Annotated in this window: 18 protein-coding genes; 6 read left to right on the top strand and 12 right to left on the bottom strand. The window is 67.0% G+C overall.

Annotated elements, in window-relative coordinates:
* Positions 1-27: 27 nt before the first annotated feature.
* Positions 28-660, top strand: coding sequence for a hypothetical protein (locus tag AC3RCC_RS11670; RefSeq protein ID WP_492258500.1), 633 nt, complete (start codon positions 28-30; stop codon positions 658-660).
* Here the strand turns inward: AC3RCC_RS11670 and AC3RCC_RS11665 are convergent.
* Positions 635-1480, bottom strand: coding sequence for an AAA family ATPase (locus AC3RCC_RS11665; protein WP_291634307.1), 846 nt, complete (start codon positions 1478-1480; stop codon positions 635-637). The two genes, AC3RCC_RS11670 and AC3RCC_RS11665, sit on opposite strands and share 26 nt — an antisense overlap.
* A 198-nt stretch (positions 1481-1678) precedes the next feature.
* On the opposite strand from AC3RCC_RS11665, the gene AC3RCC_RS11660 reads away from it, so the two are divergent.
* Positions 1679-3466 carry a cation:proton antiporter domain-containing protein gene (locus AC3RCC_RS11660; protein WP_492258499.1) on the top strand — a complete coding sequence of 596 codons (1788 nt, stop codon included), beginning with the start codon at positions 1679-1681 and terminating at the stop codon, positions 3464-3466.
* Here the strand turns inward: AC3RCC_RS11660 and AC3RCC_RS11655 are convergent.
* Positions 3405-4493 (bottom strand): glycosyltransferase family 4 protein, encoded by a 1089-nt coding sequence (locus AC3RCC_RS11655; protein ID WP_492258498.1) that lies wholly within the window; start codon positions 4491-4493, stop codon positions 3405-3407. The genes AC3RCC_RS11660 and AC3RCC_RS11655 overlap by 62 nt on opposite strands.
* A complete protein-coding gene (locus AC3RCC_RS11650) occupies positions 4493-5326 on the bottom strand; it encodes a UDP-2,3-diacylglucosamine diphosphatase (RefSeq protein ID WP_291634301.1) in 834 nt (277 codons plus the stop codon). The genes AC3RCC_RS11655 and AC3RCC_RS11650 overlap by 1 nt, the downstream gene beginning before the upstream one ends.
* Before the next feature lie 118 nt (positions 5327-5444).
* Here AC3RCC_RS11650 and AC3RCC_RS11645 point away from each other — a divergent pair, with 118 nt between their 5' ends.
* The 4 genes from AC3RCC_RS11645 (at position 5445) to AC3RCC_RS11630 (ending at position 8649) form a co-directional block, all read left to right on the top strand.
* Positions 5445-6224, top strand: a complete 780-nt coding sequence (locus AC3RCC_RS11645) for an SDR family oxidoreductase (protein WP_492258497.1) — start codon at positions 5445-5447, stop codon at positions 6222-6224.
* Between the two features lie 165 nt (positions 6225-6389).
* Positions 6390-6842 (top strand): GNAT family N-acetyltransferase, encoded by a 453-nt coding sequence (locus AC3RCC_RS11640; RefSeq protein WP_492258496.1) that lies wholly within the window; start codon positions 6390-6392, stop codon positions 6840-6842.
* A gap of 149 nt (positions 6843-6991) precedes the next feature.
* On the top strand, positions 6992-7921 hold the full coding sequence (locus tag AC3RCC_RS11635; protein ID WP_291634295.1) for a DMT family transporter: 930 nt from the start codon (positions 6992-6994) through the stop codon (positions 7919-7921).
* A gap of 107 nt (positions 7922-8028) precedes the next feature.
* Positions 8029-8649: a helix-turn-helix domain-containing protein gene (locus tag AC3RCC_RS11630; RefSeq protein WP_291634293.1), complete on the top strand. Its 621-nt coding sequence runs from the start codon at positions 8029-8031 to the stop codon at positions 8647-8649.
* A 39-nt stretch (positions 8650-8688) separates the two neighbouring features.
* Here AC3RCC_RS11630 and AC3RCC_RS11625 read toward each other — a convergent pair whose 3' ends face one another.
* From AC3RCC_RS11625 to lysM, 9 genes are all read right to left on the bottom strand, one after another.
* Positions 8689-9627: a cytochrome c gene (locus AC3RCC_RS11625; RefSeq protein ID WP_492258495.1), complete on the bottom strand. Its 939-nt coding sequence runs from the start codon at positions 9625-9627 to the stop codon at positions 8689-8691.
* Between the two features lie 243 nt (positions 9628-9870).
* The gene (locus AC3RCC_RS11620) at positions 9871-10305 is read right to left on the bottom strand and encodes a c-type cytochrome (RefSeq protein WP_492258494.1); all 435 of its coding nucleotides are present in this window, start codon (positions 10303-10305) and stop codon (positions 9871-9873) included.
* A gap of 132 nt (positions 10306-10437) precedes the next feature.
* Entirely contained in the window at positions 10438-12747 is a 2310-nt protein-coding gene (locus AC3RCC_RS11615; protein ID WP_492258493.1) for a xanthine dehydrogenase family protein molybdopterin-binding subunit, read from the bottom strand.
* Between the two features lie 128 nt (positions 12748-12875).
* The gene (locus tag AC3RCC_RS11610) at positions 12876-13841 is read right to left on the bottom strand and encodes a YiiG family protein (protein ID WP_492258492.1); all 966 of its coding nucleotides are present in this window, start codon (positions 13839-13841) and stop codon (positions 12876-12878) included.
* A gap of 71 nt (positions 13842-13912) precedes the next feature.
* Positions 13913-14227, bottom strand: coding sequence for a rhodanese-like domain-containing protein (locus tag AC3RCC_RS11605; protein ID WP_291646820.1), 315 nt, complete (start codon positions 14225-14227; stop codon positions 13913-13915).
* A 20-nt stretch (positions 14228-14247) separates the two neighbouring features.
* Positions 14248-15567 carry a TRAP transporter large permease gene (locus tag AC3RCC_RS11600; protein WP_492258491.1) on the bottom strand — a complete coding sequence of 440 codons (1320 nt, stop codon included), beginning with the start codon at positions 15565-15567 and terminating at the stop codon, positions 14248-14250.
* Complete coding sequence (locus AC3RCC_RS11595; protein WP_492258490.1) at positions 15564-16067, bottom strand: TRAP transporter small permease; 504 nt, start codon at positions 16065-16067, stop codon at positions 15564-15566. Before AC3RCC_RS11595 ends, AC3RCC_RS11600 begins: the two co-directional genes overlap by 4 nt.
* A gap of 8 nt (positions 16068-16075) precedes the next feature.
* Positions 16076-17128, bottom strand: a complete 1053-nt coding sequence (locus AC3RCC_RS11590) for a TRAP transporter substrate-binding protein (RefSeq protein ID WP_492258489.1) — start codon at positions 17126-17128, stop codon at positions 16076-16078.
* A gap of 171 nt (positions 17129-17299) precedes the next feature.
* Positions 17300-17743 carry a peptidoglycan-binding protein LysM gene (lysM, locus tag AC3RCC_RS11585; RefSeq protein WP_066472202.1) on the bottom strand — a complete coding sequence of 148 codons (444 nt, stop codon included), beginning with the start codon at positions 17741-17743 and terminating at the stop codon, positions 17300-17302.
* Positions 17744-17912: the final 169 nt, after the last annotated feature.

Here is a 17912-nt window from a genome sequence, read left to right as displayed (position 1 = left end):
TGTCAAAGCCATTAACCGAGAGCCCCCATGCGCATCGCCCTACCCACCAAACTTCTGCTTTTTGGCCTGCTCGCCGGCTGCGGCCATGTTCCTCTGGCCTCGCTGCCGAAATTGTCGAAGATCGACATCAAGACAACGGACCTCGCCGAATTGCGGGCCGGCATCAGCCTGCCATCCGATATCCGCACCCTCCCCGGCGGGGTCAGCCTGACGCTCGTCGCCATGCCGAAGGATGGCGGTCGCCATGAGCGCAAGGTCGTGCTGGAGGAGGTCCGCGACGCGGTCGAACTGGCGAAGCTGCCGACCATGGCAGCACCTGGGCGTCGCTTCACCCTGTTCAAGCTGAGCGCTGCCGATGCCGCCCGCCTCGGCGCCTTTCGCGAGGAGATGTTCGCCGGACCGCAAAACAGCGGCAACCGCGGCAGCCTGGCGTTGGCCGCCGACAAGGCCTGCCGGCTCGGCGAGCTCACGGGCAAGCCCATCGCGATGAGCGGCTATCTCAGGACGACGGAAACACAGGACTATGTCCTGCTGATGCGCGATTTCGATCTCAGGGAGGCCGTCCGCCAGATCGATCCCAAGATCGATCTCGCAACGGCCATCCCACCTTGCGACGAGCCGCCGCTGGCGAAGCTCAGCGGTTCTCGCGCCGCACCATGAAGGCGAGCTTCTCGAACAGCGAGACGTCCTGCTCGTTCTTGAGCAGGGCACCATGCAGCGGCGGGATCAGCTTGCGCGGGTCGCGCTCGCGCAGCACCTCGGGGCCGATATCCTCGGCGACGAGCAGCTTCAGCCAGTCGAGCAGCTCCGAGGTCGAGGGCTTCTTCTTGATCCCCGGCACCTCGCGCACCTCGAAGAACAGCCTGAGCGCTTCCTCCATCAGCCGCTTCTTGATGCCCGGGAAATGCACCTCGATGATCGCCTGCATCGTCTCTGCATCCGGGAAGCGGATGTAGTGGAAGAAGCAGCGGCGCAGGAAGGCGTCCGGCAGCTCCTTCTCATTGTTCGAGGTGATGATCATCACCGGGCGCTGCGCGGCACGGATCGTCTCGCCGGTCTCGTAGACATGGAACTCCATGCGGTCGAGCTCGAGCAGGAGGTCGTTCGGGAACTCGATATCGGCCTTATCGATCTCGTCGATCAGCAGCACGGGCCTGACCGGCGAGACGAAGGCCTCCCAGAGCTTGCCGCGCTTGATGTAGTTGGCGATGTCGGAGACGCGGGCATCGCCGAGCTGGCTGTCGCGCAGCCGGCTGACCGCATCGTATTCGTAGAGGCCCTGCTGTGCCTTGGTCGTCGACTTGACGTGCCAGGTGATCAGCGGCGCGCCGAGCGCCGCGGCGATCTCCTCCGCCAGCACCGTCTTGCCGGTGCCGGGCTCGCCCTTGACCAGCAGCGGCCGCTCCAGCCGGATCGCCGCGTTGACGGCGACGGTGAGATCCTCGGTGGCGACGTAAGAAGCGGTACCGGTGAAGCGCATGCGTGACCCTTCGCGTGATCGGCGGCCAGAAAGCCGCTTCCTTCGGGCCCGCATCGCCGCGAGCCTGACCGAGGTCTAGTCGGCCGCCCCCGGGCGAGCAAGTTTTCGCGAAGTAGCCTCTTGATTTTGTTGTGTTGCCGCGACGCAGCAAGCAAAATTCCATCATCAGCAGAATCGGCAATTCACTTCGGGGGGCATGTGGCCGCAACGATCGACCCCTCTACCTTTCGCGACGCCGTGGTCGTGCTGGCGACGGCTGGCGTCATCGTGCCGTTCGCCAAGCGCTTCCGCGTCAATTCGGTCGTCGCCTTCGTCGCCTGCGGCGCCGTGCTGGGTCCCTACGGCCTCGGCGGCCTCGTCGCCAAGGTGCCCTTCCTCAGCACGATCACTGTCTCGGACGCCAAGGCCCTCGCCGGGCCGGCCGAGCTCGGCATCGCCTTCCTGCTCTTCGTGATCGGGCTCGAACTCTCCTATGACCGGCTGATGACGATGCGCCGATTGGTCTTCGGCCTCGGCCTCGGTCAGATCAGCCTCTCCGCCTGCGTTATCGGTGCGGTCGCCTATGGCTTCGGCCAGCCGGCTACGGCGGCGCTGATCATCGGCACGGCGCTGGCGCTGTCCTCGACCGCGATGGTGGTGGAACTGCTCTCGGCCCACCGCCGCATCACCTCCTCCGCCGGCCGCGCCAGCTTCGCGATCCTGCTCTGCCAGGACCTCGCCGTTATTCCCCTGCTCTTCCTGATCAGCGTGCTCGGCGCGCAGGAGAACGGCTCGCTGCTGGCCGGCCTCGCCCAGGCGCTGCTCCAGGCGGCTGCGGCGATCGCCGCCATCATCGTGATCGGACGCTTCGCCATGCGCCCGCTGTTCCGGCTGGTCGCCTCGACCGACTCCTCCGAGAGCTTCCTCGCCGCGACGCTTCTGGTCGCGCTCGGCACCGGCCTGATCGCCGCCGCCGCCGGCCTCTCCATGGGGCTCGGCGCCTTCATCGCCGGACTGCTGCTCGCCGAGACCGAGTATCGCCGCGCCATCGAGGTCACGATCGAGCCCTTCAAATCGCTGCTGATCGGCGTCTTCTTCCTCACGGTCGGCATGAGCGTGGACCCGGCCCAGCTCGCCGCCCAGCCGCTGGCGATCCTTTCGATCGCGCTCGGACTTTTTCTCGCCAAGGCGGTGATCACCTTCCTGCTGGCGCGCTTCTTCCGGCTCGGGCGCGCGACCGCGCTGGAAAGCGCGATCCTGATCGGCCCTGGCGGCGAGTTCGCCTTCGTCCTGCTCAGCGCCTCCGTGGCGGCCGAGCTGGTCGATCGCTCGGCTTCGGGCCTCGTCCTGGCCGCGGTGTCGCTGACCATGATCGCCCTGCCACTGGCCGCCCGGCTGGCACGCATGCTGGCGGCGCATTTCGCGCCCACGGTACAGCTACCGGAGGAAGCGCAGATCCTGCCGCCCGACGATCACGCCGCCCGCGCCCTCGTCGTCGGCTGCGGCCGCGTCGGCCGGCTCGTCGGCGAGATGCTGGAGCAGCACAAGGCGCCCTTCCTGGTGATCGACGCCGACCCCGCCCTGGTTTCGAGCCAGCGCCGGGCTGGCCGCCCCGCCTTCTTCGGCGATGCGACCAAGCCGGAATTCCTGCGCCTCTGCGGATTGCAGGAAGCGACCGCGCTGATCGTGACGATCGACAACCAGCGTGCGGTCGACGAGATCGTCAGGGCGGCGCGCGAGATGCGGCCCGACCTCGTGATCGTCGCCCGCGCCCGCGATGCCAGGCACGCCCGCCATCTCTACGAGATCGGCGTCAACGACGCCGTGCCTGAGACCATCGAGGCCAGCCTGCAATTGTCGGAAGCCGCGCTGGTCGGGCTCGGCGTGCCGATGGGCCTGGTCATCGCCTCGGTGCATCAACGCCGCGACGACTTCCGCGCCGAGCTCAAGCCGGCGAGCGCGCCCGGCCGTTCCCTTCCGCGCCACGCCCGCTCGCGAAGGCTGTGACGCTCTGCACCGGCGCTTGCCGCGCCGCCTGCGCGGCCCGGCGGATATGCCCGTAGAACTGCTCGGCGCTGCTCTGCCAGCTATGGCGGGCGGCGAGCTGCGGCCCCGCCTCGCGCGGTAATCTGAGAGCCGAAAGCGCCGCCTGGCGCAGGTCCTCGTGCAGCACGGCGGCATTGCTGCCGGCGAAGACGTCGCTCGGCCCCTGCACCGGAAAGGCCGCGACCGGCAGGCCGCTGGCGGCGGCCTCGAGCAGGACGATCCCGAACGTGTCGGTCAGGCTCGGAAAGACGAAGACGTCGGAGGAGGCGTAGATCGCCGCGAGCTCCTCGCCCTCGCGCGCGCCGAGGAAATGCGCCTCGGGAAAGGTGCGCTTCAGGTCGGCCAGGGCCGGCCCGTCACCAACCACGACCTTGCTGCCCGGCAGGCGCAGCGACAGGAACGCCGCGAGATTCTTCTCGACCGCAACCCGGCCGACGCTGAGAAAGATCGGTCGCGGCAGGTCGAGCACGCTCGCGGCGCGCGGATGGAACAGCGAGAGATCGACGCCGCGGCCCCAGCGCAGGATGCGCTCGAAGCCATGCTCGCGCAGCTCGGCCTCGACCGTCGCCGTCGAGACCATCACCCCGGCCGCCGGTGCATGGAAGCGGCGCAGGAAGCGATAGCTCCAGCTTTCGGGAATCGGCCAGCGCGCCGCGACATATTGCGGGAAGCGGGTGTGGTAGCTCGTGGTGAAGCTGCGCTTCTGCGCGAGGCAGGCCGCCCGCGCCAGCCAGCCGATCGGCCCTTCGGTCGCGATGTGGATATGGTCGGGGCCGAACTCGGCGATGCGTTTCGCCACCTGCTGCTGGCTGGCCAGCGCGATCCGGATATCCGGATAGGACGGCAGGCCGACCTGCCGGAAGCCTTCAGGCGTCAGCATCTGCGCCGTGACGCCGAAATCGGGCGCCGCCTCGAACATCCGCTCCAGCGAGCGCACGACGCCGTTGATCTGCGGCCGCCAGGCGTCGGTGGCGATCAGGACGCGCATCAGGCGGCCTCGCCAACCAGCACCGGCGCCGGCCGCTGCGGGGCGGACGCGGCCGACAGGCCCGGATTCTCGCCCCTGAAGCGATGCTGCGGCCAGCGGATGATTTCGAAGCGGCCGTCATCATGCTCGACGACCGCCGTGCAGCTCTCGACCCAGTCGCCGGTGTTGATGTAGTCCAGCCCGTCGATCCGGCGCTGCGTCGCGTGGTGGATATGGCCGCAGATCACGCCGTCGGCCTTGTGCCGCCTCGCCTCGTCGGCCAGGCACTGCTCGAACTCGCCGATATAATTGACCGCGTTCTTGACCTTGTGCTTGGCCCAGGCCGAGAGCGACCAGTGCGGCAGGCGCAGGGTCCGGCGTACCTTGTTGATCCCGTGGTTCAGGACGAGGGCGACGGTGTAGGCCCAGTCGCCGAGCAGCGCGAGCCATTTGGCGTTGCGCACGACGAGATCGAACAGATCGCCATGGATCACCAGCATCCGCCGGCCATCGGCGGTCTCGTGAATGATCTCGTCGACCAGCGTGATGCCGCCGAATTGCAGCCCGGTGTAGTCACGCAGGAAATCGTCATGATTGCCGGTGACGTAGACCAGCTTCGAGCCCTTGCGGACCTTGCGCAGCAGCTTCTGCACGACGTCGTTATGGGCCTGCGGGAAATACCAGCCGTTCTTCAGACGCCAGCCGTCGATAATGTCGCCGACCAGATAGATCCGCGGCGCGTCATAGGCCCGCAGAAACTCGAGAACGAGATCCGCCTGCGCCCCGCGCGTGCCCAGATGCAGGTCGGAGATGAAGATGCTGCGAACCTGCTTGGCGTCGCTGTCGTCGCTCATGTGCCACCGGCCCGCCCTGTTGCGATGCCTGCGGCGTGTGTCTGATTTGCACTACGCTTTGATGACGCGGCCGGAAAACCGTGCTTTGGCTCGCACACTGGAAATTCGGAGGAACACCATGGATCTGGGAATCGCCGGCCGCACCGCCATCGTCTGCGCCTCGAGCAAGGGGCTGGGACGCGGCTGTGCCCAGGCGCTGGCCGAGGCCGGCTGCACCGTCGTCATCAACGGGCGCGACGCCAAGACCCTGGAAGAGACCGCGAGCGCGATCCGCGCCAGCACCGGCGCGACTGTGATCGCGGTGGTCGCCGACGTCTCGACCAAGGCCGGCCAGGACGCGCTGCTCGCCGCATCGCCGCAAGTCGACATCCTCGTCAACAACAATGGCGGCCCGCCGCCCAAGCCCTTCCGCGAGGTGACGCGCGAGGCGCTGCTCGAAGGTGTCGCGCAGAACATGGCGACTCCGCTCGAGCTGACGCAAGCCGTGATCGACGGCATGATCGCGCGCGGCTTCGGCCGCATCGTCAACATCACCTCGGCGAGCGTGCTGACGCCGCTGACCGGGCTCGACGTCTCCTCGGCCGCCCGTGCCGGCCTCACCGCCTTCCTCGCCGGCGTGGCGCGCGAGGTCGCCCATGCCAACGTCACCATCAACAACATCCTGCCCGGCGTCTTCGCCACCGACCGCCTGACGACCTCGACCAAGCGCGTCGCGGCGATGAAGGGCATTTCGGAAGACGAAGTCATGAAGCTGCGCCGCGCCGAGATCCCGGCCGGCCGCTTCGGCGAGGCCGAGGAGTTCGGCAAGCTCTGCGCCTTCCTCGCCAGCGTCCATGCCGGCTACATCACCGGCCAGAACTTCCTGATGGATGGCGGCTCGTTCCGCGCCAACTTCTGACACCAGCAATACAGCCCTCATCCTGAGGAGCCGCGCAGCGGCGTCTCGAAGGAAGCTCCAGGAGGCTCCGGAACCATCTGGAGCATCCTTCGAGACGGCCCTATCAGGCCTCCTCAGGATGAGGTCGAGAAACTCCGGACACCGCGGCAGGCCAACCCAACCCCCATGACCATCGCCTATCGCAACGCCGTCCCGGACGACACGCCCGACTGCATCACCCTGCGCGGCATAACCCGCGAGAACGCCATCTCGGTCGCGGAACTGGCGGAGCGCGGCATCACGCTGGAGAGCTGGCGCGACGCGATCGCCGATGGCAGCCTGCCGGGCCATGTCGCAACCGAGGACGGCAAGATCGTCGGCTACTGCTTCGGGCATGCCGACAGCGGCGAGATCGCGGTCCTCGCTTTGCTCCCGAGCCATGAGGGCAAAGGCATCGGCAGGAAACTGCTCGCGCTGATGGTCGAGGACCTTCGGCAGCGCGGCCTCACACGGCTTTTCCTCGGTTGCTCGGCCGATCCCAAGGTGCGCTCCCACGGCTTCTACCGGCATCTCGGCTGGCGCTCGACCGGCGGCTTCGACGAAGCCGGCGACGAGGTTCTGGACTACACGCTGCGCTGACCCCGCCGGCGAGAACATGCGCCCTGCCGATGGCCGGCGCGTCCCACGCCCTGCCGGTCGGCTCTGCAAGATCGACGCTTTGAACCACTCCAGCCTCGTGGTCTAAGCAGTCCTGTACAAGACCCCTCCCCCACGCCCCGAACTTCGCTTTGTCCCCTCTTCTCGGCATCAGCTTCAAGCTGCTCTCGGCTTTGTCCTTCACGCTGATGTCGGCGGCGATCAAACTGCTCGCCGCGCGCTATCCGACGGGCGAGCTGGTGTTCTTCCGCTCCTTCTTCGCCCTGATCCCGCTGGTGATCTGGCTGTCCTGGCGCAGCGAGTTCCCGAGTGCCCTCAAGACCAGCAATCTGCGCGGCCATATGAAGCGCGGGATCATCGGCTCGACCGGCATGTTCCTCGGCTTTTCTGCCCTGCATCTGCTGCCGCTCTCGGATGCGGTGGCGATCGGCTACGCCGCCCCGCTGATCCTGGTGGCGCTGGCCGCCCTGATCCTCAAGGAGAAGGTCCGGGTCTATCGCTGGACCGCCGTCGGCGTCGGCTTCCTCGGCGTGCTCTTGATGCTTTCCCCCCATATGAAGCCGGATGCGTTCGCGCAGGGGCTGTCGGGCGCTCCCGCCATCGGCGCGCTGCTGGCGCTCGGCGGCGCCTTCTGCTCCGCCTTCGCCTCGGTCGAGGTGCGCATGCTCACCCGCACGGAGAAGACCGGCGCCATCGTCTTCTACTTCATGTCGCTGACCTCGCTGCTCGGTCTGCTGACGATTTTCCTCGGCTGGACCATGCCCAACTGGCAGGAATTCCTGCTGCTGGTGACGATCGGCGTACTCGGCGGCCTCGGCCAGATCCTGCTGGTGCAGGCCTATCGCTATGGCGATGCCTCGCTGGTCGCGCCCTTCGAGTATTCGACGATGATCTGGGCGACCGCGCTCGGCTGGTTCTTCTTCGGCGAGTGGCCGGCGGCGGCGGTCATCACCGGCTCGCTGATCGTCATCGCCTCCGGGATCTATGTGATCCTGCGCGAGAAGCAGCTCGGCCTGCTGAAACGCGAAACCCGCGAGGTCGGCCCCTCGCGCTCGACCTGACGCGGAAGCCTTTGCTTGCTGCTTGGAGCAATCCGAGGCATTGTCCGCCAATACAAACGATCGTTCGCTTTCCCAAACGAGCGGTGAAGCGATGAGGCAAGGATCCTATGGGCATCGAAACCAGAGAACGTGGCGGCCGCGAGATGGAGTCCGGCGCGCAGGTGATCTCCGGTCAGCTCGGCAAGACGATCCAGCGGCTGCGCAAGGCCTATAATCTCTCGCTCTCGGAACTCGCCGAGCAGTCCGGCGTCGCCAAGTCGATCATCAGCCAGATCGAGCGGAACGAAACCAATCCGACGCTCGCGACGATCTGGCGGCTGTCGCAGGCGCTCGACGTCTCGATCGAGCGGGTGCTCTCCTCGAATGAGGAAGAGGCCTTCATCGAGAAGATCGTCCGCCCGGACACGCCGATCCTGGTCTCCGAGGACGGCAAGCTCCGGCTCGCCATCATCGGCTGGATCAAGACCGTCGAATGGCTGCAATGGTACGAGGTGAGCGCCGAGCCGGGCGGCGAGCTCGATTCCGAAGGTCACCAGCGCGGTTCGATCGAGTCGCTCTCGGTCAGCGCCGGCGAGTTCGAGGTCGAGGTCGGCGGCATCACCCAGCGCGCCAAGGCCGGCGAGACCCTGCGCTATCGCTGCGACCGTCAGCATGTCGTGCGCTGCGTCGGCGACAAGCCGGGCACCGCCCTGATGGTCTGCATCCTCAAAGCGGCGGTGATGGACTGAGCACCCGGCGGCGGCCTGAGCCGCCTGCCGCGGAGCCTATCAGCCGCCCGCTGCGGGCTTGGGCGGCCGCGGCGGTCCCTGCACCGCCGGCAGCGATTTCAGGTACTCCGCCATCGCCAGCCGGTCGGTCTCGGGAAGCTGCGCCGTGTTGCGCACCACCGCCGCCATCGAGCCGCCGACGCTGTCGAACTCCGGCGTGAAGCCCGATTTCAACAATTCGGCGATCTCGGACTTGGACCATTTGCCTAAGCCGTCCTCCGACTGCGTGATGTTCGGCACCCAGCCCTTGCCTTCAGGGTCCGGGCCTCCGGCATAACGCGTCGCCTGGACGATCGCACCGAGACTGTTGCGGGCGGAATGGCACTCGGCGCAATGGCCGGGCCCCTGCACCAGATAGGCGCCACGATTCCACTCATCGCTCTTCGTCGGATCGGGCTTGAACGGCGCCCCGTCGAAGAAGAGCAGCTTCCAGCCGCCGACCATGCGGCGGATGTTGAAGGGGAAAGGCAGCTCATGCGGCGGCGCCCTGCCCTCGACCGCCGGCAAGGTGCGGATATAGGCCAGGAGATCGGCCAGCGCCTTCGGCGTCATCAGCCGGTAGGAGGTATAGGGGAAGGACGGATAGAGGTGCTGGCCCGCGGGCGAGACGCCGGCCGCCATCGCCTGGATGAAATCGGCCGTGCCCCAGTTGCCGATGCCGTCGCGCGTATGCGGCGAGATGTTCGGGGCGTGGAACTTGCCGAAGGGCGAGCCGAGTTCGAGCCCGCCGCCGAGCCGCGTCTTGTCGTCCTGGCCCGGCGTCGCATGGCAGGAGGCGCAGCCGCCCGCGGCGAAGAGCAGCTTGCCGTTCTCGATATCCGGCTGCGGCAGGGTCCCGATCTCCGGCCCCGGCGAGACCACGCGCGGATCGGTGAGGACGAAGAAGCCGGCGATGCCCGCCAGAGCTAAGACGAGGAGGGTTATCAGCAGGCGGCGCATCGGTTCCTCATCTGTGGCCCGTCATGTCCGAGGCAGTTTCGGCCAAGAAGGCCCGGCCGAAAAGCCCGTCGGTCAAGAACGGCCCGACACCTCGCAGAAAACAAGCGCCGTCATTCCGGCCGCGGCGCAGCGGCGCGCCGGAATCCATCATAGAGCTCAATGCGCTACGATGGATTCCGGAGCTTCGCATCTGCGCTGCTTGTCCGGGATGACGGCTGCAAAGGACCTCGCTGGCGAGGCCCCTCACTTCTTGATGCGGTAGGCCTCGTGGCAGCTGCCGCAATTCTTGGTGGCGTCGCCGAAGGCCGCGCGGAACGTAGCCAGATCCGTCGCGCTGACAGCGCCCTTGGCCGCATCGGCCTCGAACTTGGCGAAGGCCGTCTTGAAGCCGGCCTGGTCCTCCCAGACCTTCGGGGCGGCCGTGGTCTCGCCGCCGGTCTTGGAATTGTCCGGGAACAGGGCCGGGACCTTCTTGGCCGCGTCGCTGTAGACCTTGAAGATGCCCTTCACCTTGGCAGCGTCGAACGGCGCCTCGCCCTTGGCGATGGCCGCGCCTTCACGGGTCGCCGCGCCGACGCTCTTCATCGCGTCCTTGCGCTCTGCGATCGGGTTCGACTGAGCGACGACGGCAGAGACGCCGATGGCGAGGCCAAGGGCGACGAGAGCAGTGCGGATCATACGCTATATCCTCTGGAAGGCTGGCGCCGGGACCGGCGCCGTTTGGAACGCTTCCAGATCAACCGATGACGATGACGGCGCCAAGTCGCATTCGTGTGAAATTGTTTGCGCGAATGCAAACCCGATCTTGCATCAACCTCCGTATCCGGCCGCCCGCAGCGCCGCGAACACCTTGGCGGGCGTCGCCGGCATATCGATCGCCTTGATGCCCGCTGCCCGGTTCAGCGCATCGACCATGGCGTTCATCACCGCCGGGCAGGCCCCGATCGCTCCGGCCTCGCCCGCACCCTTCACACCGATGGCGTTGGTGACGCAGGGAACGTTGCGCGTCTCGAAATGGAAGTTCGGGATGTCGATGGCGCGCGGCAGGGCATAGTCCATGAAGGTCGCGGTCAGCATCTGGCCGGACGAGTCGAAGCGGATCTCCTCCATCAGCGCCTGGCCGATACCCTGCGCCGCGCCGCCATGGACCTGGCCCTGCAGCATGATCGGGTTCAGCGTCACGCCGAAATCGTCGACCACGACATAGTTCTGGATCTGCGCCTCCCCGGTCGCGGGATCGACCTCGATCTCGACCACATGGGTGCCGTTAGGATAGGTCGCCTCCGGCGGCGTCCAGCTCTGGTGGACGCTGAGCTGCTCGGCCTTGGCGCCCGGCAGATTGGCGATCGCCTTGAGGTCGAGCTTCTTGTCGGTGCCGACGATGCGCACGGCCCCGTCGACGATCTCGAGGTCGCCGGCGCTGGTCTCGAGTGCCTCCGAAGCGAGGTTCTTGAGATTGTCGGCGAGGATGCCCGTCGCCGCGTTCAGCGCCGCGCCGCCGACCGGGATCGAGCGCGAACCGCCCGTTCCCGAACCGGTGGCGACCTTGTCGGTATCGCCCTGGACGACGCGGATCCGATCCATCGGGATGTCGAGATGCTGGGCGACGAGTTGCGAATAGGCGGTCTCGTGGCCCTGCCCGTTCGACTGGGTGCCGATCAGCACGGTGACGGTGCCGTCCTTCTCCAGGATGACGGTCGAGCTTTCCGGCCCGCCGCCGCCGCAGGCCTCGATATAGCAGGCGAGGCCGATGCCGCGGATCTTGCCGGCCCTGGTCGAGGCCTTCAGCCGGGACTTGAAGCCCTTCCAGTCCGCCACCTCCATGGCGCGCCGCATATGGCCCTCGAACTCGCCGGAATCATAGACCGGGCCGGTCTGCGTCTTGTGCGGCATCTCGCTCGGCTTGACGAAATTGAGCGCCCGCACGGCGTCGGGCGTCTTGCCGGTCTCATGCGCGATCGCGTCGACGAGCCTCTCGATCAGATAGGCGGCCTCCGGCCGCCCGGCGCCGCGATAGGCGTCGACCGGCGTCGTATTGGTGAAGACGCCGCGGAAGCGGACATGCACGGCCGGGATATTGTAGCAGCCCGGCGTCATCGTCGTGCCGACCCAGGGGATGAAGGGCCCATATTGCGAGAGATAGGCGCCCATATCGGCGGCAAGATCGACCTTGAGGCCGATGAACTTGCCGCGCTTGTCGAGCGCCATCGTCGCCGTCGTCAGATTGGCGCGGCCATGGGTGTCGGCGAGGAAATGCTCGGTCCGGTCGGCGACCCAGCGCACCGGGCGCTTCAGCTTCTCGGCCGCGACCATGGTCAGCGGGTATTCGCGATACATGAAGATCTTGGTGCCGAAACCGCCGCCGACATCGGGCGTGATCACCCGAATCCGGGCAGGATCGACCTTCAGAATGTTCTTGGCGAGGATATCGCGCGTACCATGGCTGCCCTGGCTGCCGAGCGTCAGCGTCCAGCGCTTGGTCGCCTTGTCGTATTCGGCGATGCAGGCGCGCGTCTCCATGTAGTTGGAGGCGAGCCGGTTGTTGACGATGGTCACCGAGACGGTGCGCTCGGCCCTGGCGAAGGCCTTCTCGGCCTTCTCGCGGTCGCCCTGCTCGGCCTCGAAGGCGACATTGCCGGCACGGCCGGGCCAGACCTGCGGCGCCGATTTCTCCAGCGCCGCTGCGATGCCGGTGATCGAGGGCAGCGTCTCGAATTCGATCTCGATCGCCTCGGCGGCATCGCGCGCCTGGTCGAGCGTCTCGGCGACGATGAAGGCGATCGCCTCGCCGACATGGCGTACCGTATCGACGGGCAGGACCGGGACATCCGTCGGCTTGACGTTCTCGCCCGAGATTTCCTTGATCAGCCCCTTGCAGGGGATGTCACCGAGATCGGCGACATCCTCGCCTGTCAGGATCAACTTGACGCCCTTGAGCTTCAGCGCCGCCTGCTTGTCGACGATCCTGAAGCGCGCATGCACGTGCTGGGAGCGCAGCACATAGGCGTGCAGCGCGCCTTCGATCGCGGTGTCGTCGGTATAGCGGCCCGTGCCGGTGGTCAGGCGCTGATCCTCGACCCGGCGAACCGGCTGGCCTACTCCGAACTTCATGGGGCGCATGGCGGTGTCCTCGGAATTGTTCGAAAGAGAGTCTGAAACAGGCTCGGCTTGCAGTCAGCCCCGGCTGGATGCCTGCCCCATTGCACGCAACGCAGGCCGGCGGCGCCTTTTTCGGGACGAGGGGTCCGTCAGCGCGCCATCCGCACCGCGGTATCGGCGAGCGAAACCATGGTATTGTAATTGGTGATCAGCCAGTTCGCGTCATTGGCCGCGCCCCTTCGGACATCGCCCTTCGACTTGCCGAGCTTCTCGCGGAAATCCCTGGCCTTGCCGAGCCAGGAACTCGCCTGCGATTCGATGAAGGGCACGCCCTTGGGCTCGCGCTCCTTGAAATCGTCCATCTCGCGCACCGCGGCGGCATAGCCGGCGACCGCCACGTCGAACGCCTTGAGATCGACGATCGGGCTTTCATTGCTCGGCATCAGGTCGACGACGGCACGAGCGTTGATCATGATGTTGCGGACCTGCCAGCGCGCCGACTTGCCTTCGCGCGCCTCGATCGCCGCCAGCTCTTTGGCGTCGAGATCGCGCTTGAAGACGCGCATCTGGCGATCGAGCGTCGCGCGCTCCTGCAGGAAGGCCTTGGCGGCCGGCACCATCTGCTCGTGCAGCTTGCGCCCTTCCGCGGCGCCGTCGTCGCGATAGTCCTTGCGCTCGTAATAGCGCTCGGCCCGCGTGATCAACGGCGCCAACGCCTGATAGGCTGCGATATAGCGCCGGATGGTCGGGTCGATCTCGGGCAGCGCCGGCTCGCGCACCGTCGCCTGCTCGGCCGCCGCGATCTCGCTGTTGACGTCGTAGAGGCTGTAGAGCCCGTAGGAGATGTAGCGTTCCTTGCCGGTCGGCCCCTTCTTCATGTCGACCCAGCTCGCATAGCGCTCCCAGGACTGGTTGGCGCGCAGCGTCCGGTTCATCAGGGCCGTATAGGCGTTGGACTTCGAGATCGCCGCCTGGAGACCGGCATCGCCCGCCGGGGTCGCGGCCGGAGCGGCTGCCCCCTGGGCCAGAACGGGCGCCGGAACAAGGCTCGTCAGTCCGCAGGTCATCAGCGCCAGCGCCAGGGTTGCGGAGCGAAGATGGATTCTAGACGGCATGCCGCATTCCCGATCCTGCCGGCCAGCATCGCAGCCGGCGGCGCTTGAACCCATTCGGCCCCGAAGGCCGCTCAGCGCTCGACCGGCTCGCCATGCATGACCCAATCCTTGAAGCCGCCACTATAATGGCTATCGACATCGAGGCCAGCCGATTGGGCGAATTCCATGGCGCGCAGCGAGCGCACGCCCGCGGCGCAGGAGAGCACCAGTCGTTTGCCCGGCTCATTCGGCAGATCGGCCGGATCGAACTGCGAGAGCGGCCGCGACAGCGAGCCGGGGATGCGCCCGGCGGCGAATTCATGCGGCTCGCGCACGTCGACGATCAGGATGGAGCCGGCAGCGAGCCCTGCCTTGACGGCGTCGATGTCGAGGTCGTTCACGATCATGCCCTTGCTCCGGCGGCGCTTCAGTTCAGGAGCTTGACCAGATAGAGGCTCAGGGCCGGAAATGCCACGCAGATGCCGAGGCGAATGATGTCGGAGGCGACGAAGGGCAGCACCCCGCGATAGATCCGCGTGATCGGCACGTCGCGCGCCAGCGAGGCGACGACGAAGACGTTGAGACCGATCGGCGGGCAGGTCATGCCGATTCCGACGACGATCAAGACGAGGATGCCGAACCAGATCGCGATGTCGTCGACCGGCATGCCGAAGTCGAGCGCGGTGACGATCGGGAAGAACACCGGCAGCGTCAGAAGGATCATGGCGAGCTCGTCCATCACGCCGCCGAGCACGATGTAGAACAGCAGCAGTCCGATCAGCACCGTATAGGGCTGCCAGCCCGAGGCCGCGATCATCTCGGCCGCCGCGGTCGGCACCTGCGTCAGGGCGAGGAAGGCGTTGAAGACCTCGGCCCCAAGCAGGATCGCGAAGATCATCGCCGAGGTCTCGGCGGTCTGGAGGATCGCCTGCTTGATGCCCTCGAAGCCGAGCGTGCGGCGGAACAGGCCGATCGCCAGCATGATGAAGGCCCCGACAGAGGCGCCCTCGGTCGGCGTGAAGATGCCGCCATAGATGCCGCCGACCACGATCACCGCGACCGCCAGCGCCGGGATGACACCGATCAGCAGCGGCCAGCGTTCGCGCCAGGGAATGCGCTCATGCGCCGGGCCGAGCCTGGCGTCGCGCCGCGACATGATCCCAATGGTCAGGCAGTAGAACGCCGTCGCCATCAGCCCGGGGATCAACGCCGCCTGGAACAGCTTGGCGATGTTCTGCTCGGTCGAGATCGCATAGACGACGAGAATGACCGAGGGCGGGATCAGGATTCCGAGCGTGCCGCCGACCGCCGTGACGCCGCAGGCGAAGCCCGGATCGTAGCGATAGCCGCGCAATTGCGGCAGCGCCGCGCGGGCGAAGGTCGCGGTGGTCGCGACCGAGGAGCCGCAGATCGCGCCGAAGCCGGTGCAGGCGCCGATCATCGCCATGCCCAGTCCCCCGCGGCGATGGCCGATGAAGCCGGAAGCGGCCTTGAACAGGTCCCCCGCCAGCCCCGAGCGCTCGGCGAAAGCCCCCATCAGTACGAAGAGCGGGATCACCGAGAGCGTGTAGTTGGCGAAGATCTGGTAGGGGGTGGTGCGGATATAGTTCAGGAAGGGCTCGAGCCCGTTGAGCTGAACATAGCCGGCACTGCCGACGACGAGCATGGCGAGCCCGATCGGCAGGCGCAGCGCCATCAGCGCCAGCATCACGCCGAAACCGGTGAGAGCCAGGGAGAAGCCGCTCATCGCGACTGTCTCATGAGGCGGCTCGCGCTGACGAAGGCGGCAAGCGCGACGAAACCCGCAAGCACGGCGCAGACCGCAATCGGCAGATAGCTCGGCAGTTGCAGAACCATGGTGTTCTCGCCGCTGACGAAGGCCGAGCGCGCACCGACGCCGAGCCGCCAGGCGATCAGCGCCATGGCGAGCCCGTAGACCACGTCCCAGAGCGCATCGAGCCCATCGCGCCAGCGCCACGGCAGTTTGAGCGTGAAGGTGTCGACGAAGATATTGCCGCGCCGGAGCTGGCAGAGGGGCAGGAAGCAGAAGGCCGCGACCGCCGTCGCCATCTGCACCAGCTCGAAATCGCCGGGCACGCCGGCTCTGCCGACCAGGTCGCTGCGCAGGGTGACGCTGACCACGACCATGGTCGCCAGCCCGACCAGCAGCGCCCCACCGATGAGCGCCACCGCCTCCGCCACCGCGTCGATCCGCGATGGCGGCCTATCGCCCAGCTCGTCCGCCATCCGTCGGTTCAGGCCGCGTTCTGGTGCTTGGCGAGCGCGGCGCGGGCTGCGGCGAGCAGTTTTTCGCCGTCGAGGCCCTTGTCCTTGGCGGTCTTCAGCCAGCCCTCGATCACCGGCTCGGTGGTCTTGCGCCAGCGCGCCGCCTCGGCCTCGTCGATCGTGATGATGTTGTTGCCGCGCTTCTTCACCATCTCGGCGACGACGACCGCCTGCTCGTCCCAGACCTTGCCGGCCATCGCGGCCGCCGCGCCACCGGCGTTCTTGTCGATGATCGCCTTCAGGTCCGGCGCGAGCCCGTCATATTTCGCGCGGTTCATCGCCAGCACGAAGGTCGCGACATAGAAGGTCGGCGAGCCTGGGATCTCGGTGTGGTTCTTGACCAGCTCCTGCACCTTGATCGACGGCACGACCTCCCAGGGCACGACGCAGCCGTCGATGACGCGCTGGGCCAGCGATTCCGGCACCTGCGGGATCGGCATGCCGATGGCGTTGGCACCGAGCGCGCGCAGCGCCTCGCCGGCGAGGCGGGTTGGGAAGCGCAGCTTCAGACCTTTCAGGTCCTCCATCGTCTTCACCGGCTTGTTGGCGTGGATCAGCCCATGATCATGCGCCCAGAAGCAGATCGGCTTGATCTCCTTGAACTCGTCCTTGAGGTGCTGCTCGGCATAGTCGGTGAGCGCCAGCGAGTTCACCAAAGCGCGCTTGTTCGGCACGAAGGGCAGCTCGAACGCCTCGATGCCGGTGAAGCGGCCGGGCGTGTTGCCGGGCAGGGTCCAGACGATGTCGACGACGCCGTCGCGCGCCTGGTCGAAGAGCTGCGGCGGTGTGCCGCCGAGCTGCATGGACGGGAAGATGTCGATCTTGATGCGGCCGTTCGAATCGGCCCCGACCTTGTCGGCCCAGGGCTTCAGGAACTTGGCGTGCCCGTTCGAGACCGGCGGCAGGAAGTGGTGCATGCGCAACGTCACTTCCTGGGCGTTCGCCCGCGTGGCACTCAGCACCGCCGGCGCGGCCACCGCCGAACCGGTCAGCATCAAGAATTTGCGACGGTCAAAATTCATCGGTCCCCTCCCCGGGATCGCGCTCGCTTCGTCTGCCCCTCGCAGGGCTTTTCGCGCCCATACCGGCCGCGTGCCCCGTCTCGTCCAGTCACATGACGGCCAAATCCGACGCGAAGCAAGCCCGGCTCCACCGGGAACCGGGCCTGCTCGACGAATTGGCTATGCCGTGTCTCAGGCCTGCGGCGGGATGCGCAGCACCCAGCCCGGCATGATCAGGTCGGGATCCTTGACCGGCGGCGTATTGGCCTTGACGATCTCGGTGTATTTGGCACCCTGGCCCTTGCCGTAATGCACCTCGGCGATCTTCCAGAGCGTGTCACCCTTCTTCACCGTGTAGAACACGGCGGCGGGCGCCTCCTTGTTGACGATCAGCTCCGATTCCACCGAGGCGACCCCGGTCGTGTTGCCGAGCGCCAGGATGATCTTCTCGGCCTCCTCGGTCGAGACCGCGTTGCCGCTGACCTTGACCTTGTCGCCCTCGACCTTGACCTCGACGCCGGCCGGCAGGCCATGGCTGGCGAGTTCCTTCTGCAACTCCTCGGAGGTCGCCGCCTTGGCAGGGCTCGATCCGAAGATTTTCGATCCGGCTTCCTTGATGAAACTGAACAAGCCCATGGGACGTCCTCCTGTAGCTGGGGGCCCATGAAGCCTGCTCGGCGTCACAAGTTCAAGACAGAACTCCAGACCGCGCCCCGACCGGGAGAAGCGCTTCCGCACGGCGCGGAAGACTGGCAGAAGCGTCGGAGCTGCCGGACCGGCGCCGGAGCGCGCGCCCTCGCGAGCC

The organism is Allobosea sp. GW823-FHT01F03, from assembly GCF_058798075.1.
This window is presented reverse-complemented; position numbering and strand designations above follow the sequence as displayed.

Coding starts and splice junctions, on each gene's coding strand:
- AC3RCC_RS11670 (WP_492258500.1), top strand. CDS start 28: ATGCGCATCGCCCTACCCACCAAACTTCTGCTTTTTGGCCTGCTCGCC.
- AC3RCC_RS11665 (WP_291634307.1), bottom strand. CDS start 1,480: ATGCGCTTCACCGGTACCGCTTCTTACGTCGCCACCGAGGATCTCACC.
- AC3RCC_RS11655 (WP_492258498.1), bottom strand. CDS start 4,493: ATGCGCGTCCTGATCGCCACCGACGCCTGGCGGCCGCAGATCAACGGC.
- AC3RCC_RS11650 (WP_291634301.1), bottom strand. CDS start 5,326: ATGAGCGACGACAGCGACGCCAAGCAGGTTCGCAGCATCTTCATCTCC.
- AC3RCC_RS11645 (WP_492258497.1), top strand. CDS start 5,445: ATGGATCTGGGAATCGCCGGCCGCACCGCCATCGTCTGCGCCTCGAGC.
- AC3RCC_RS11640 (WP_492258496.1), top strand. CDS start 6,390: ATGACCATCGCCTATCGCAACGCCGTCCCGGACGACACGCCCGACTGC.
- AC3RCC_RS11630 (WP_291634293.1), top strand. CDS start 8,029: ATGGGCATCGAAACCAGAGAACGTGGCGGCCGCGAGATGGAGTCCGGC.
- AC3RCC_RS11625 (WP_492258495.1), bottom strand. CDS start 9,627: ATGCGCCGCCTGCTGATAACCCTCCTCGTCTTAGCTCTGGCGGGCATC.
- AC3RCC_RS11620 (WP_492258494.1), bottom strand. CDS start 10,305: ATGATCCGCACTGCTCTCGTCGCCCTTGGCCTCGCCATCGGCGTCTCT.
- AC3RCC_RS11615 (WP_492258493.1), bottom strand. CDS start 12,747: ATGCGCCCCATGAAGTTCGGAGTAGGCCAGCCGGTTCGCCGGGTCGAG.
- AC3RCC_RS11610 (WP_492258492.1), bottom strand. CDS start 13,841: ATGCCGTCTAGAATCCATCTTCGCTCCGCAACCCTGGCGCTGGCGCTG.
- AC3RCC_RS11605 (WP_291646820.1), bottom strand. CDS start 14,227: ATGATCGTGAACGACCTCGACATCGACGCCGTCAAGGCAGGGCTCGCT.
- AC3RCC_RS11600 (WP_492258491.1), bottom strand. CDS start 15,567: ATGAGCGGCTTCTCCCTGGCTCTCACCGGTTTCGGCGTGATGCTGGCG.
- AC3RCC_RS11595 (WP_492258490.1), bottom strand. CDS start 16,067: ATGGCGGACGAGCTGGGCGATAGGCCGCCATCGCGGATCGACGCGGTG.
- AC3RCC_RS11590 (WP_492258489.1), bottom strand. CDS start 17,128: ATGAATTTTGACCGTCGCAAATTCTTGATGCTGACCGGTTCGGCGGTG.
- lysM (WP_066472202.1), bottom strand. CDS start 17,743: ATGGGCTTGTTCAGTTTCATCAAGGAAGCCGGATCGAAAATCTTCGGA.